11 protein-coding genes and 1 pseudogene are annotated in these 14,653 nt (G+C 67.7%); 6 read left to right on the top strand and 6 right to left on the bottom strand.

The genetic code is table 11. The features are described 5' to 3' along the window. Window positions 1-128 precede the first annotated feature (128 nt). Window positions 129-1,952 (bottom strand): GGDEF domain-containing protein, encoded by a 1,824-nt coding sequence (locus LL962_RS18315; protein WP_228317963.1) that lies wholly within the window; start codon window positions 1,950-1,952, stop codon window positions 129-131. Between the two features lie 476 nt (window positions 1,953-2,428). Here LL962_RS18315 and LL962_RS18320 point away from each other — a divergent pair, with 476 nt between their 5' ends. Together LL962_RS18320 and LL962_RS18325 are read left to right on the top strand one after the other, a co-directional pair. Next, window positions 2,429-3,508 carry a DUF1615 domain-containing protein gene (locus tag LL962_RS18320; protein WP_425478143.1) on the top strand — a complete coding sequence of 360 codons (1,080 nt, stop codon included), beginning with the start codon at window positions 2,429-2,431 and terminating at the stop codon, window positions 3,506-3,508. Between the two features lie 228 nt (window positions 3,509-3,736). Then, window positions 3,737-6,061, top strand: a complete 2,325-nt coding sequence (locus LL962_RS18325) for a S9 family peptidase (protein ID WP_104586464.1) — start codon at window positions 3,737-3,739, stop codon at window positions 6,059-6,061. Window positions 6,062-6,311: 250 nt separating this feature from the next. Here LL962_RS18325 and LL962_RS18330 read toward each other — a convergent pair. Together LL962_RS18330 and LL962_RS18335 are read right to left on the bottom strand one after the other, a co-directional pair. After that, a pseudogene (locus LL962_RS18330) lies at window positions 6,312-8,258 on the bottom strand (alpha/beta hydrolase family protein). Between the two features lie 180 nt (window positions 8,259-8,438). Continuing rightward, on the bottom strand, window positions 8,439-8,768 hold the full coding sequence (locus LL962_RS18335; RefSeq protein WP_228317942.1) for a DUF3817 domain-containing protein: 330 nt from the start codon (window positions 8,766-8,768) through the stop codon (window positions 8,439-8,441). A 226-nt stretch (window positions 8,769-8,994) separates the two neighbouring features. Here LL962_RS18335 and LL962_RS18340 point away from each other — a divergent pair, with 226 nt between their 5' ends. The 4 genes from LL962_RS18340 (at window position 8,995) to LL962_RS18355 (ending at window position 11,951) form a co-directional block, all read left to right on the top strand. Next, a complete protein-coding gene (locus LL962_RS18340) occupies window positions 8,995-9,615 on the top strand; it encodes a YiiX/YebB-like N1pC/P60 family cysteine hydrolase (protein ID WP_228317943.1) in 621 nt (206 codons plus the stop codon). A 150-nt stretch (window positions 9,616-9,765) separates the two neighbouring features. Next, window positions 9,766-10,254 (top strand): MarR family winged helix-turn-helix transcriptional regulator, encoded by a 489-nt coding sequence (locus LL962_RS18345; protein WP_228317944.1) that lies wholly within the window; start codon window positions 9,766-9,768, stop codon window positions 10,252-10,254. Between the two features lie 26 nt (window positions 10,255-10,280). Then, window positions 10,281-11,207 carry a CPBP family intramembrane glutamic endopeptidase gene (locus LL962_RS18350; RefSeq protein ID WP_228317945.1) on the top strand — a complete coding sequence of 309 codons (927 nt, stop codon included), beginning with the start codon at window positions 10,281-10,283 and terminating at the stop codon, window positions 11,205-11,207. A gap of 282 nt (window positions 11,208-11,489) precedes the next feature. Next, window positions 11,490-11,951: a DUF4126 family protein gene (locus tag LL962_RS18355; protein ID WP_167395219.1), complete on the top strand. Its 462-nt coding sequence runs from the start codon at window positions 11,490-11,492 to the stop codon at window positions 11,949-11,951. Window positions 11,952-12,057: 106 nt separating this feature from the next. On the opposite strand, the gene LL962_RS18360 is transcribed toward LL962_RS18355, so the two are convergent. The 3 genes from LL962_RS18360 to LL962_RS18370 all read right to left on the bottom strand — a co-directional run bounded on the left by LL962_RS18360 (window position 12,058) and on the right by LL962_RS18370 (window position 14,478). Continuing rightward, a complete protein-coding gene (locus LL962_RS18360; protein WP_104585893.1) occupies window positions 12,058-12,453 on the bottom strand; it encodes a VOC family protein in 396 nt (131 codons plus the stop codon). Window positions 12,454-12,569: 116 nt separating this feature from the next. Next, the gene (locus tag LL962_RS18365) at window positions 12,570-13,556 is read right to left on the bottom strand and encodes a glutathione S-transferase family protein (protein WP_228317946.1); all 987 of its coding nucleotides are present in this window, start codon (window positions 13,554-13,556) and stop codon (window positions 12,570-12,572) included. Between the two features lie 130 nt (window positions 13,557-13,686). After that, window positions 13,687-14,478, bottom strand: coding sequence for an SPFH domain-containing protein (locus LL962_RS18370; RefSeq protein ID WP_104585897.1), 792 nt, complete (start codon window positions 14,476-14,478; stop codon window positions 13,687-13,689). Window positions 14,479-14,653 lie beyond the last annotated feature (175 nt).

Below are 14,653 nucleotides of genomic sequence, written 5' to 3' on the forward strand. Positions count from 1 at the left end.
CGCACGGATCCGGGAGCAGTGCCGCTGGGCGGATCTGCACTAATGCCCCCGCTCTGCATCGCATGCGCTCATCTGGCAATCGCGCCGCAGCACCATGCAGTAGTGCCGCTCCCTTTGCGTCGCTCCGCTCAGCGCACCGCCCATTGATCGCGCCCGGCCGTCTTGGCCGCATACAAGGCCAGATCGGCCTGACCCAGCAGCAGATCCAATTCGATCGCGCCGTCCACCATTGCCGTCCTCACGTTCACGGCCCCCATCGAGAACCGCACCGGCTGGCCTGCCGGCAGCCCCGGAATCTCGATCGCAGCAAGCGCATTGCGCAGGCGCGCGAACACTGCCGGAATCTCCTCCACGCTGCAGCCTGGCAGCACCAGCAGGAATTCCTCGCCGCCCAGCCGCCCCAGCCGGTCCTGCGATCGCAGGGCCACTGTGGACGCGCTCGCCAGGGCCTTGAGCACGGCATCTCCGCTGGCATGGCCGTGCACATCGTTGATCTGTTTGAAGTGGTCCATGTCGATCAAGGCCAGCATGCACGGCGCGCGCGTGCGCAGGGCATGGTCGATCTGCTGCTGCGCTTCGGCGCGGATGGCGCGGCGATTGGGCAGGCCGGTGAGCTCGTCGCGCATGGCCAGCCGCGACAGCTGACGACGGTGGCGCGCACCGAATGCCAGCACCACCAACGCCGCGATCAACAACAGGCAGGCCGCGCACAAGGCGATCCACAAGGTGCGCTGCCCGGCCGCGCGCGCCTGCAGCGCCAGCTGCGCGGTCTCGCTACGGCGGCGGAGTTCGGCGGTTTCCACGTCGCGCCGCGCGTCCTCGTAGCGCGCCTGCAAGCGCAGCATCACCGTATCGCGCTGATAGCTCAGGCTTTGTGCACGGAGCGCGTTGGCGCGTTGCAGTTCCTGATAGGCCTCGGCATGCCGCCCTTCGGCGGCCAGTGCCTGCGCAATCGCATCGAGCAGTTCCACGCGCCCGGTCGTGGTGATGTTCGGGTCGTCTGCCCCGCGCGCGGCCGCGATCGCCTCGCCCAGACCTTCTGCCTTCAAGACCGTCAGCGCCTGCAGCAACACCGCGTGGCATGCCGCCACCCGCCCCACGTTGCCCTGCGCCTGCATCTGCGGCAATGCCTCGCGCGCCATCGCCAACGCGGCCTTCGCATCGCCGGTCTTGATCAGCGCCTCGCTGGCGCTGGTCGATGCTGCCGCAATACCGGCCTGGTCGCCCAGCTCGCGGCTGAGCGCCAGCGCCCGCCGGAAGTGCAGCAATGCGACTGCCGGCTGCTGCTGCGCTAGCGAGGTGCCGTATTCGTATTCGATCAGGCTGCGCTGGAAACGCGCCGGCTGGTCGTGCAGGCGCGTCAGCGCGCGCTGCAGGTAGTCCTGCGCATCGTTGACATCGGCCACGCGCCCGGAAACGCGGCTGGCCAGCGCACCCAGTTGGGTCAGCGCATCCAGTTCCAGCGCCAGCACCTGCTCGCGCACGGCACATTGGTAGCTGGCCTGCGCCGCGTTCCAGGCTTCATCGCTGCTGCCGGAGGCCAACATGCTCCACATGTCCACCGTCTCGATCTCGCACAACAGATCGCTGCGCCCCATCGCACGTGCCTGGCGACGCAGGGCATCCAGTCGCGCCACCATGGCCAGGTTGGGGTTTTCGCGCACGTCGCTGAGTGCCTGCACGATGTCCAGCCACAGCTGCGCCTGCGCCGTGTTGCCGTGCAGCTGCTTCAGCAAGCCCCGCGCACGGATCAGCACGGCCTGCCGGGCGGCATTGTCTTCCAGCGAGATCAGCACACGCGCCTGTGCCAACAGTGCCCAGAACTGCGCATCGCGGTCGCCATCGCGATGGCCCTGGTGCTGCACCTGCCGGGCCAGCTCCAGCGCAGCGACCGGATCATCGAGCGCGGCCAGTTCGATGCGCTTCCAGGGTTGTGGCTGTGCCCAGGCCATCGCACCGGACAACAGCAAGGCCACGCCGGCGAGCAGGCGCCAGCGGCCGTGCGCGAGCCTGCTCACCTGGGCAACCACGCAGACCGCAGACGCATCCGCGTCGCACCGACCAAGGCGCGCCGACGGAAGCTGGCGGTTTGCTGGCGCATCTCGGGCACTCCTCAGGTTCGGACAGCGGTGATTGCGGCAAGGCGCGCAGCCTGACGGCTGCGGCCTCGACAACGGGCGCCCGATGACGAGCGATTGCAACGATGAGCGTCGACCGCGACAGCGCGCGTCGGCATCGCGCACGGGGTCGTGACCGTTATCGGCCTGGGCGCGCCAGCCTTGAATGGCCAAGCGTGTCTGCCGTGGGCTGCTGCGCGGCCCAGGCGCCACGCGCGGTGGGCGCCGGACCACGACACGCAAGCCCGCACCGGCGCCAGCGTAGACTGCATCTCGTCGAACTGCCGCTCAACCGACCTGGAAACGCCGTGATCCCGCGCCTGCTCGCCCTGACCGCCACCGCCCTGCTCTGCGCCTGCGCCACCCAGGCCCCGCGCGTGCCGCAACGCTCGCCAGAAGCGGTCAAGGCCGATATCGCACGACGCCTGCCGGCCACACTGGCGGACCGCAACGGTTGGGCAGACGCTGTGTATGTGGCGTTGTCGTCGCAAGGGCTGGAGACCAGCGCCGAGCATATTTGCGCCGTGCTGGCGGTGACCGAACAGGAATCGACCTACCAGGCCAACCCCGTCGTACCCAACCTGGGCAGGATCTCGCGTGCGGAGATCGATCGCCGGGCCGGTGCGCACCACATCCCTGCCTTCATGGTGGATGCGGCGCTGCGCATCGCCTCGCCGGACGGCCGCAGCTACGCCGACCGCATCGCCGCCGCGCGGACCGAACAGGACCTGAGCCGCATCTTCGAAGACTTCACCGGCAGTGTGCCGCTGGGCGCGCGTCTGTTCGATGGCCTCAACCCCGTGCACACCGCCGGACCGATGCAGGTCAGCATCGCGTTCGCCGAACAGCATGCAGGTGGCTACCCGTATCCGATCGACGGCTCGATCCGCCATGAAGTGTTCAGCCGACGTGGCGGGCTGTGGTTCGGCACCGCCCATCTGCTGGGCTACCCGACCAGCTACGACGCCCTGCTGTACCGCTTCGCCGACTTCAACGCCGGTTGGTATGCCAGCCGCAATGCGGCCTTCCAGGCCGCACTGAGCAAGGCCAGCGGCATCGCACTGGCCCTGGATGGCGACCTGCTGGTTCCCGGCGCCGGCCTGGACGCACCTGGTGCCACCGAGCGCGCCGCGCGTGCCCTGGGCAGCCAGCTGGCACTGAGCGACCGCCAGATCCGCCGCGCCCTGGAGGCCGGCACCACGCTGGACTTCGAAGACACTGCGCTGTACCGGCAGGTGTTCGCACTGGCCCAGCGCGACACCGGGCAGGCACTGCCGCGCGCGGTACTACCGGGCATCACCCTGGAGAGTCCCAAGATCACCCGCACCCTCACCACGGCATGGTTCGCGCAGCGGGTGGAGGCGCGCTGGAAGCGCTGCATGGGCAGGTAGCCGCCGGCAGCGGCGATGGGACCGCGACGCAGCGCGTATGCCGGCCGGGCCAGGGCATCCGCGCAATCGCGCCGCCCCGCCCCGCAACACACAGCGGGCCGCGCGGCGGACCTGCGATGACATGTCCGCACACACGACTTTCGGCGCAGGTGGGCCATGGCACCGGCAGGTAGGATCGGGGGTTCGCGCGGCCTGCGGCTGCGCGCCCTTCGTGCCGGAGAGTCCACCATGCCCAACCCGTCGCCGATGCGGCAGCTGTTCGCCGCCATCGTCCTGATCGCCTCGCCGTGCGTCGCCGGCGCGCAAACGCCCAGCGTCGGCGAAGCCGACTACGCGCGTGCCGAACGCCTGGTCAGCTACCTCGCGCAGCCCCTGGTCGATCATGCCGCCACGCGCATCGACTGGCTGGACGCCACCCATGTGCTCTATGTCGATCACGACGCCACCGGCGACCGCCTGCTGCAGCTGGACACCGCCACCGGCAAGACCGCGCCGCTCTTCAACCAGTCTGCGCTGGTTCGTTCGCTCAATACGCTGTTGAAGACCGGCGACAAACCGCTCAAGGCCGATACCTTCGCACCGGCGGTCAAACGCACGGCCGATGGCCGCTATCGGCTCAGCGTGCGCGGCACAGCGGTGGTCTGCGATACGCGGGCACGCTGCAGCAAGCTCTATGCGAAAGACAAGCCGGAACCGGGCGTGCTGTCGCCGGACAAGCGTCGAGAAGTGTTCATTCGCGACTGGAACCTGTGGCTGCGCGATCTGGCCAGCGGCAGCGAAACCCAGCTCACCCGCGATGGCGTGGAAAACTTCGGTTACGCCACCGATAACGCCGGCTGGCAGCGCAGCGACAACGCCATCGTCGCCTGGTCGCCGGACTCGCAGAAGATCGCCACCTTCCAGCAGGACCAGCGCAAGACCGGCGATATGTATCTGGTCAGCACCAAGCTCGGGCATCCGGAACTGCAATCCTGGAAATACCCGCTGGCCGGCGACAAGGACGTGACCATGATCGAACGCGTCATCGTCGACGTGCCCACCCGCAGCGTGCTTCGCCTGAAGATGCCGCCGGATCAGCACCGCTCCACGCTGTGCGACGACGTGAGTTGTTCGCCTGGCCTGTGGGACGACGTGAAGTGGGCGCCGGACGGCAAGACGCTGGCCTTCGCGTCCACCTCGCGCTTCCACAAGCAGACCTGGCTGCGCATCGCCGATGTCGCCACCGGCCAGGTGCGTACCGCCTTCGAAGAAACCGCGAAGACCTACTACGAAAGCGGCCAGGTCGCCGCCAACTGGGCCTATCTGCCCGGCAGCAACGAGGCGGTGTGGTTCTCCGAGCGCAGCGACTGGGGCCAGCTGTACCTGTACGACCTGGCCACGGGCAAGCCCAAGCACGCCATCACCAGCGGCGAAGGCAACGTCACCGAGCTGCTGCGCGTGGACCCGGCCAGCCGCACCGCGTGGTTCATGGCGGTCGGCCGCTCGGCCGGCGTGGACCCGTACTACCAGCAGCTATGGAAAGTGAGCCTGGACGGTGGCGCGCCGGTGCTGCTGACCCCGGAAGCGGCCGATCACAGCGTGGCGTTGTCGCCCGATGGCGCCCGCTTCGTCGATACGTATTCCACCTCGGTCACGCCCCCGGTCACGCTGCTGCGCGATGCCGCTGACGGACGCACCGTGAGCACGATGGCCACCGCCGACATCAGCCGCCTCAAGGCGGCCGGCTGGGTGCCGCCGGAGCCGATCACGGTCACCGCACGCGATGGCAAGACCACGCTGTACGGATTGATGTTCAAGCCGTCCAACTTCGATCCCGCACGCAAGTACCCGGTCATCGACTACGTCTATCCCGGCCCGCAGACCGGCTCGGTGCGCGGGCGCAGTTTCTTCGCCGGCCATGGCGACAATCAGTCGCTGGCCGAACTGGGCTTCATCGTCATCGCCATCGATGGCATGGGCACGCCGTGGCGTTCCAAGACCTTCCACGACACCTGGTACGCCAACATGGGCGACAACACGCTGCCCGACCAGGTGGCTGCGGTCAAGGAACTCGGCCAACGTTACCCGTGGTTCGATACCAGCCGGGTCGGTATCTGGGGCCATTCCGGCGGTGGCAACGCGTCCACGGCGGCGATGCTGCGCTACCCCGATGTGTTCAAGGTGGCCTGGTCGGAAAGCGGCAACCACGACAACCGCGGCTACGAGGACGACTGGGCCGAGAAGTATCACGGCGAGCACATCGTCGCCAAGGATGGCAGTTCCAACTACGACGACCAAGCCAATGCCAACCATGCCAGCAAGCTCAAGGGCCGGCTGATGCTGGTGCACGGCACGCTGGACGACAACGTGCCGCCGTATCTCACCCTGCTGGTAGCCGATGCCTTGATCAAGGCCAACAAGGACTTCGACATGCTGATGCTGCCCAATGCCAAGCATGGTTATGGCGAGATCACACCCTACGTCACCCGTCGCCGCTGGGATTACTTCGTGCAGCACCTGCTCGGCGCAACCCCGCCTGCGCAATATGCGATGAAGCCGATGCCCGACAGGTGAGCACACCGGCCAGACCCGCAGCGTCGGCACCGCCGCGCTGCGGGTTCGCTGCGGTGCCTGAGTGCACGCGCGCGGCGATCGCCACGTGCGCGCGCGCGATTCCGGTTCACGCATCAAGGCGCGTGGGCAGCCGCATGCGCGAGTGTGCAGCATCAGTCGACACGGCAACCGCGCGCCAGGGAATCGGCCCTGACAATCTAGTCCTGCTGCAGTAGCACCCGGGTTCCGGAGCGCCCCGACCAGCGCGCGCTCATTTCGCCGTGGCGCCGCCCAGTTGCTTGCTCAGGAATGCCAGCAAGCGCGTGTAGTACTCCCGGCGATGTGCCTCGGTGTAGAAACCATGGCCTTCGTTGGGAAAGTACAGCGACTCCACCGGCACGCCGGCGCCTTTCAAGGCACGCTCCATGCCCTTGGTGTGTTCGATCGGCGCGCGCTCGTCCTTGCCGCCCGCCGCCAGGAACACCGGCACCTTGATCTGGCGGGCCAGGTTCACCGGCGAGCGCGCTGCCAGGGTGTCGCGCGCGCCCAGCCAGTCCACCGTCCAGTTGCTGGCCCAGCGCGCACGGCGTCCGTCGTCGCGCGCCATGGTCTGCAGGTCGTAGACACCCACATACCCGGCCGCGCAGCGGTACAAGGCCGGCTCCTTGGCGACGCCCATCAACGCCGCATACCCGCCATAGCTGGCGCCGTAGAGGCAGATGCGCGACGCATCGGCCACGCCCTGTGCAATGGCCCAGCGCGTGGCATCGGTGACGTCGTCCTGCATGCGCCCGCCCCACTCCTTCGCACCGGCCTGGGTGAATGCACGACCGTAGTTGCCCGAGCCGCGGTAGTTGATGCGCAACACCGCATAGCCTGCGGCCGCCAGCAGTTGGGCATCGTCATCGAAGGCCCACTCGTCGAAGATTTCGAACGGCCCGCCATGCGGCATCACGATCAACGGCAGCGGCTTGCCGGCTTCTGCATGCAAGGGCTGGGTCAGGTAGCCATGCAACTCCAGCCCGTCGCGCGCCTTGAAGCTCAGCTGCCTGCTCGCCGGAACCACATCGGGCGAAAATCAGTCGCGGCGGCCGAACACACGATCGGCCTTCTTGCTCACCGTGTCGAACAAGAAATAGTCACCGTTGTTGCGATCGCTCCACACCTGGACCAATGCCAGACGGCGGTCGCTGGTGGCAGAGGTGATGTAGACCGCACTACCGTCGAACGCCTTCTCCAGGCTGCGGTACAACCGGGCAGTCGGGGCTTTCTCGTCGAAGAACCGGTTGCGCACCCGATCGCTCATGTAGGAAGCGCCGATCGGGGTGATGCCATCCAGGTCGCGCAGGATGCGGTACGGATCGACGCTGTCGTCGCGCAGCAACGGCGTGGTCTTGCCGGTTGCAGGGTCCCAGGCCACCAGCGCATCGGGACCGGTGGCCTGCTCCACCTGCAGATAGGCCACCGCACCATCGGCGGAAAAGCCCAGCGGAAACTCGCGGTGCCGGCTGCTGGCCGAATCGTTGATCAGGCGCCACGGCGCCGCGTCGTCGTCGCGGTAATACAGCTTGCTGTCGTTGCTCACCTCCAGGCCGCGGGCGAAGCGGATACGGCCCTGCTGGTCGGTCACGAAGTTCGCCCGACGCACCGGCGAGGTCGCCACGGTCGCGCGTCGGCCGGTCTGGATGTCCAGCTTGTCGATACGGATGTTCGGGTCGCCGACGAACGGAACCGTGGACACCAGGATATTGCGCGGGTCCTCGCGCAAGGTGTCCAGCACGAAGGTGGCCGGGTCCAGATCCATCTTCAGCTGCACGCCGTTCATGTCGGGATTGGTGCCATAGGGGCTGGCCAGCAGCCGGGCATTCTTGCCATCGGCATCGATGGCATGCAGCTGGCCGATCGCCACCGGCTGGTCGCGCGAGCCCAGCCGTTGCGCCATCGACACCACCATGCGCTCGTCGCTGGCCCACCAGAAATCGTCGACCACGCTGTTGACGCCCCCGGTGACCTTGGCCGTGGCCACCGTGCCTTCGCGGCGCACGATGCCCAGCACCGTGCGGTCCTCCAGCGGCATCGTCAGCGCGAAGTATTCGCCCGTCGGCGAAATCTTGATCCGTTCGAACCGATCCCGCTTGAGATACGGCGTCAGCTCCACCGATTCCTGCGCCAATGCCGGCATCCACACGGCGAACGCGAACAACACACCCACACCCATCGTCCAGCGACGCATGATCGCCCCCCCGCGATCTGCCCTTGAGCTCGCCATCATGACAAGCCCGCGCCGCCGCGTCCATGTCCGGCGCCGGCCGCCGCCGCGGTACGCCACGCGCGTCCGGCAGCGGCCGCGAGCGCGCCACCGCGGCCGCTGCGTGTCCGTGTCAGCCGATACGCGACCTCAGCGGGCGCGCCGCTGGCCCAGCAGACCGATGCGCCGGAACCACACCTCCAGCGGCAAGGTGACCAGCGGCGGCACCGCCGCCAGCAGACTCAGGACCCAGGCCCACCAGGGCCAGCGCAGCCGCAGTGCCGCCAGCACGCTGACCACCACGTAGAACAGAAACGCCGCGCCGTGCAGGCGCCCGAACAGCCACACCACCTGCTCGGTGGTCTGGGTGCCGTACTTGAGAAACATGCCGAGCAACAGACCGGCCCAGGTGATTCCCTCGATGAGGGCGGCCAGCGCGAACAGGCGCCCCATCGGCGACAACGCAACAGCAGAACGCATGCAACACTCCAGTGGAAACGCAAGGATTGCCGCGACGCGATGGCGGCGGCGACGCCCGCTGGCAGCCCCATTCTACAGCCGCTGCCGCCGGGCCGGACTGGCTCCACGCTGCGCGATCGCCGCGATGGCGATGGCTGCACGTGCTGTCACGCAGTGCCGGCACGTCCCGGGAGACGGCAGATTTTCCGGGCGATAATGCCGCCCTTCCCATTGCCGGACCTGCACCATGCGTCTCGCTGCGCTGATCCTGTTGCTTCTCGCATCGCTGCCCGGCACGGCGCTGGCGCTGCGCCTGCAGGACGGCGATCTGCTGTTCGTCACCGCCGGACAGACCGGCCTGAGCGGCGCGATCGATGACGCTACCGCCCAGCAGGGCGCGCCCAGCTTCGACCACGTCGGCTTGCTCGCACATGCCGGCGCCACGCAGGTGGTACTGCATGCCGACGAGAAAGGTTCGCGCGAACAGCCACTGCGCGAGTTCGTCGAAGAATCCACCGCCCGGCAGCGCAAGATCCTGGTCTATCGGCTGGTGCGCCAACACCGCCCTGCCATTGCCGATGCCATCGCCCAGGCGCGCCGCATGCTCGGCAAGCCGTACAACGCGACCTACGTTCCCAACGACGACAGTTACTACTGCTCGGACTTCATCGAGCGGGCGTTCCGCGCGCACCGGGTCTTCGCGCTGCAACCGATGAACTTCAGGAATCCGCAAACCGGCACGATCTCGCCGTACTGGACGGACTTCTACCGTAGCAGGGGCATGCAGGTGCCGCAGGACGTGCCCGGCAGCAATCCCAACGACATGGCGCGCGCGCCCGTGCTTGCGCCGCTCGGGCCATTGAACTGACGCATCCCCTGGGCGGGCAGGCAACACATGGCGACCCGGCCAGATCCGCGCTGATCCGCCATCCCTGACGCAACGGGCCATTCGTTCTGCAAGGCCACCCCCGACTTCCGGCACATGGCGCAAATGCAACAGCGCTTATACATTTCAGCCATGAACCCAGCCTCGCCCACACTCGGCACCCTGGTCCGGCACCTGATCGAATTGCTGGACGGCGATCTCGAAGCGGTCTACGCCAGCTCCGAGCTTGCCTGGCGGCCGCGTTATACCCCGGTGTTGCGCGTGCTCATGCGGCTTGGCCCGGCCTCGATCAAGGTGCTGGCACAGGAGATCGGCATCACCCATTCCGCCGCCAGCCAGACCGTCGCCCAGATGGTCGGGCAGCGTCTGGTGGTGCTGAAGGCCGGCACGGATGCACGCGAACGCATCGTGGCACTCACCCCCAAAGCGAAGCGGATGATTCCCGCCCTGCAGCGCCAATGGGCCGCGACCAATGCGGCGGCTGCGCAACTGGATGCGGAACTGTCGGTCCCGCTGTCTGCGGTGCTGGCCGAGGCCATCGCCGCGTTGAACCGGCGACCGTTCGCCACCCGTATCGCCGAGGCGGCGGTCGCCGCTGCCCCTCACGTCCCCACCCCCTGACCCGCCGCATCCACAAGGAGTCGCACATGCACGCAATGACGCAATCCCCCTCTCCTGTTGCAGCGTCTGCGGCCACGCACGCATCGCAGTCCATCGAACTGGGCGAGCGCGGCGTCCTGCGCCCGGGCCGCCTGCGCTGGCTGCGCGCCTGCGCCTGGGCAACCCTGCTGTTCTTCCTGGTCGCTGTGCCCACCGGCATCGTCACCCGCCTGCTCGGCAGCTTCTGGCCGAAGACCGACGAACCCGCGCAGTTCGCGGTCAGCGCCTTCGGCGCGCTGGTGGCCTTGGGCATCTATACGCTGGCGGTGCGGCTGGGCGAACGACGCACGCCGTCGGAGATCGCGCTGCGTCCCATGCTGCCGCAACTGGTGATCGGCCTGTTGGCCGGTGCGGCGATGTTCTCTGCCGTCATGGGCATCATGGCGCTGTTCGGTCTCTACGACATCCAGCCCACCGGGCCTGCATCGGCCTGGACTCCGCTGCGCCAGGCGTTGCAGGCCGGCATCGTGGAAGAGCTCATGATGCGTGCGGCGATCCTGCGCCTGCTATGGCGCGCCTTCGGCCCCTGGGCCGCCTTTGCGGTGTCCTCGGCGATCTTCGGCCTGAGCCATCTGGGCAATCCGAATGCCACGGTCCTGGCGGCGATCTGCATCGCCCTGGAAGCCGGCGTCATGCTCGGCGCGTTCTATGCGCTCACCGGCCGCATCTGGGTGTCGATCGGGGCGCATATCGCCTGGAACTTCACGCAGGGCTATCTGTTCGGCGCCGCCGTCTCGGGCATCACCTCGGGTGCGGCCATCGCGCGCAGCGTGCCGAACCCGGCCATGCCCGAGATGCTCACCGGCGGTGTGTTCGGCCCGGAAGCCTCGTTACCCGCGGCGCTGGTGTGTCTGGTGGTCGGGCTGAGCATCGTGTGGATGGCGTGGCGTGCGGGCAGGTTCGCCACACGCTGACCTGTCTGCATTCCGCCAAACGGTCGCGTCCGCAGGGGCGCACGCGACCACATCGCGCAGCTGCACCTCGGTGACGCTGCGATCCCAGGCTTCACCGCGCAGGCTCCACGGGCCTGCGCGCTGCCCTGCAGCCACGCGCCGACCCGGCACATCGCCGCGACGTCCGCCTCTGGCGTCTTGCCAGCACCCACACATGCCACCTTCTAGGCTGCCTGCATCGACACATCGTGCCGGCACGCAGCGCATCCCGCCTGTGGTCGCGCGGCACGTACCGAGGTGCTTATGGCTCTGATTCATTCCATCCTGATGGGCGCGGTGGCCGGCATGCGCTCGATGACGCCGCTTGCCGCGGTGACCAATGCAGCGCGCAACGGCAAGCTTCCCCGCGACAACGGCGCGCCCAGCCTGCTCGCCAACCCGCTGGCGTCGGCCGGCATGCTGGCGCTGGCCAGCGGCGAGATCGCAGGCGACAAGATGAAGAGCGCACCCGACCGCATCGTGCTGCCCGGCATGGTCGCGCGCGTGGCCACCGGCATGATTGCCGGCGCGGCGTTGGCCCCTCGCCAGCAGCGCGGCATCGCCGCCGTGCTGGGTGCAGCCGCCGCCGTCGGCGCCGCGTATCTCACCTTCAATCTGCGCATGCGCGCGATCGAACGGTACGGGCAGACCCGCACCGGCGCCGTCGAAGATGCGATGGCGGTGGGCGCTGCCGCGTTGATCGTCCGCAGCGCCGCAGACGAATAACTGCGGCGCGAGCACAGGCGCCCACCGGCATCGCCGGCTGCGCAGTCTTATCGGCAGCGCAAAGCACCATCGCACGCTGCTCGCCCGCAGGCAGGCGTCGAAGACCTCAGGCAGGCCGGTGAATGGCGCACAGCTTGTTGCCGTCGGGGTCACGCACATACGCCAGCCAGGCGGAGCCCAGGCTGCTTTCGCGCAGACCGGGCGGATCTTCGATGGATGTACCGCCCGCGGCCACCGCCGCGTCGTGGAAGGCCTGCACCTGTTGCGGCGACGCGCAGCTGAAGCCCACCGTGGTGCCGTTGCCGCTGGTGGCCGGCGCGTCGTCGATCGGCTGGCTCACACAGAACGTGCTGCCCGCGTGGCGGTAGAACAGCCGTACATGGCCGGATCCGGCCGTATTGACCAGCGGCGCGGGCACGCCCAATACCTGGCCCAGGACCGCGTCGTAGAACTGCCTGGAACGGGCGATATCGTTACTTCCCACCATCACGTGATTCAGCATCGCGTGTTCTCCTGTTTTCGGCCCGACAGCATAGGCAATCAGCGGGCTGGCGGGCCAGGTGCGCGCGCCCGTGTCACGCCCCGTGACGCGTCCGTGTCGATTCTCCGCGCGCCGGGCTAGTCGTCCTGGCGCGCGCCGCGCCCGTGCGGAGCCAGCAGATCCAGTTGCGGGCCCATCGGCACGATGCCGGTGGGATTGATCATGTCGTGGCTCTGGTAGTAGTGGCCCTTGATGTGCTGGAAATTCACCGTGTCGGCGATGCCCGGCATCTGGTAGAGCTCACGCAGAAACCCGGACAGTTGCGGGTAGTCGGCAATCCGCCGCAGATTGCACTTGAAGTGCCCCACGTAGACCGCATCGAAGCGCACCAGCGTCGTGAACAGGCGCCAATCGGCTTCGGTCAAGGCCTCGCCGCACAGGTAGCGTTGTCGGCCCAGGCGCGCTTCCAGCCAGTCCAGCGTCTCGAACAGCGGCACCACCGCTTCTTCATAGGCCTGCTGGGTGGTCGCAAATCCGGCCTTGTACACGCCGTTGTTGACGGTGTCGTACACACGCGCATTGACTGCATCGATCTCGCTGCGCAAGGCCTGCGGGTAGTAATCGCCCGGCTGCGCACCCACCGCGTCGAAGGCGCTGTTGAACATGCGGATGATGTCGGCCGACTCGTTGCTCACCACCGTCTTGCGCTCGCGATCCCATAGCACCGGCACGGTCACACGCCCGGAATACTGCGCATCGGCGGCCAGATAGATCTCGTACAGATGCCTGGCGTGGTTGATCGGGTCGGCGATCACGCAAGGCCCGGGCTGGAAGGTCCAGCCCTGCTTGCCCATCAGCCAATGCACCACGGAAACATCGATGATTCCTTCCAGGCCCTTGAGCCGGCGGAAGATCAGCGTGCGGTGCGCCCACGGGCATGCCAGCGACACGTACAGGTGGTAGCGCCCCGCTGCCGCCTGAAATCCGGCGTCTCCATGCGGGCCGGCCGCGCCGTCGCGCGTCACCCAATGGCGGAACTGCGATTGCGAGCGTTCGAAACGCCCATCGCTCTTGTCGGTGTCGTACCAGCGGTCTTGCCACTTGCCATCGACCAGCAGGCCCATGATCGTTCCTTGCAACCCAGCACAGACGGCCACCGTAGCCCGGCGGCGTTGCAGAAGGTGTGAGCGATCACTGGCCACGAGCGGCCTGCCGCAGGCCGCGATGGCCGTGCCTGGCAACGTCCAGCGAAGGCTAGCGGGCGATGACCGAGGTTCCCGACGGCACCATGTAGCACGCCTGCGCCTTCTTGCAGGCCTCGGCATTGAGTTCGGCGATCTGGCTGGCCAGGTATTGTTCCGGCGTCAGCCCCATCCGATTACGGTAGGCATTATCGGCATCGGCCTTGGCCACCTGCTCCTGCTCGCGCTGCCGTTCGGCGGTGGTGGCCTCGACCAGGGTCTTGACCCGTTGCTGCTGCGCCGCCGTCAGGTTCATCTGCTGCAGCACGTCCGGATTGGGGCGCGCACGGCCCAGCGTGATGTTCTGGATCTCGATCGGCAACCGCTGCTCCTTGACCAGTGCACGCACGTTCTGCGTCACCGAATCGTCGATTCTTCTGGCGGTGTCCGGGTCGCTCATCATCCGGGTCATGTCGTAGCGCTTGACCTGATCGCGCACGATGGAGGCGTACTGGCTGGCGACGTTATTCTTGAACCAGTCCGGCCCGAAACCGGACAGCAGCAGCGCCGGTGCGGTGATGCGATATTGGATCTGCGTGGAGAAATCCAACAGGATGTTGTCGCTGGAGGAAAAATCGTCGAAAGCCACCTGCACCGTCTGCGGCGTCACGTCCACATAGGTGGCCGAGGTGGTCAACCATGCATAGGTGCGGCCGGGGGCGCGCACATCGTCCAGACGGATCCCACCCTTGCCGAACAGCAGGGGTTTGTCCACCAGCACGGCCTGTTGCCCGGGATCGGGCGAAACGACCGTACACGCGCACAGCAGGCCGGCCAGCGCAGTGGCCAGTACAGCGATTTTCATATGTATCCCCCTGGAGTGACCGACATGCCGGCACCGGCGAAGTGTCGCTGTCGAAGCGGCATTATCCGGCCGGGCACCTCAACGTGCCAGTACGCACGCCCTCCGGGCGCGCGGCCGGCGGCACGGCCAGCGCCCCCCGGTCGCCGGAGCGGTGGCGAAGGCAGCGCACGCCGCA

This window comes from Xanthomonas sp. NCPPB 1067 (genome assembly GCF_020783795.1).
GTDB lineage: Bacteria > Pseudomonadota > Gammaproteobacteria > Xanthomonadales > Xanthomonadaceae > Xanthomonas > Xanthomonas melonis.

Coding starts and splice junctions, on each gene's coding strand:
- LL962_RS18315 (WP_228317963.1), bottom strand. CDS start 1,952: ATGGCCTGGGCACAGCCACAACCCTGGAAGCGCATCGAACTGGCCGCG.
- LL962_RS18325 (WP_104586464.1), top strand. CDS start 3,737: ATGCCCAACCCGTCGCCGATGCGGCAGCTGTTCGCCGCCATCGTCCTG.
- LL962_RS18335 (WP_228317942.1), bottom strand. CDS start 8,768: ATGCGTTCTGCTGTTGCGTTGTCGCCGATGGGGCGCCTGTTCGCGCTG.
- LL962_RS18340 (WP_228317943.1), top strand. CDS start 8,995: ATGCGTCTCGCTGCGCTGATCCTGTTGCTTCTCGCATCGCTGCCCGGC.
- LL962_RS18345 (WP_228317944.1), top strand. CDS start 9,766: ATGAACCCAGCCTCGCCCACACTCGGCACCCTGGTCCGGCACCTGATC.
- LL962_RS18350 (WP_228317945.1), top strand. CDS start 10,281: ATGCACGCAATGACGCAATCCCCCTCTCCTGTTGCAGCGTCTGCGGCC.
- LL962_RS18355 (WP_167395219.1), top strand. CDS start 11,490: ATGGCTCTGATTCATTCCATCCTGATGGGCGCGGTGGCCGGCATGCGC.
- LL962_RS18360 (WP_104585893.1), bottom strand. CDS start 12,453: ATGCTGAATCACGTGATGGTGGGAAGTAACGATATCGCCCGTTCCAGG.
- LL962_RS18365 (WP_228317946.1), bottom strand. CDS start 13,556: ATGGGCCTGCTGGTCGATGGCAAGTGGCAAGACCGCTGGTACGACACC.
- LL962_RS18370 (WP_104585897.1), bottom strand. CDS start 14,478: ATGAAAATCGCTGTACTGGCCACTGCGCTGGCCGGCCTGCTGTGCGCG.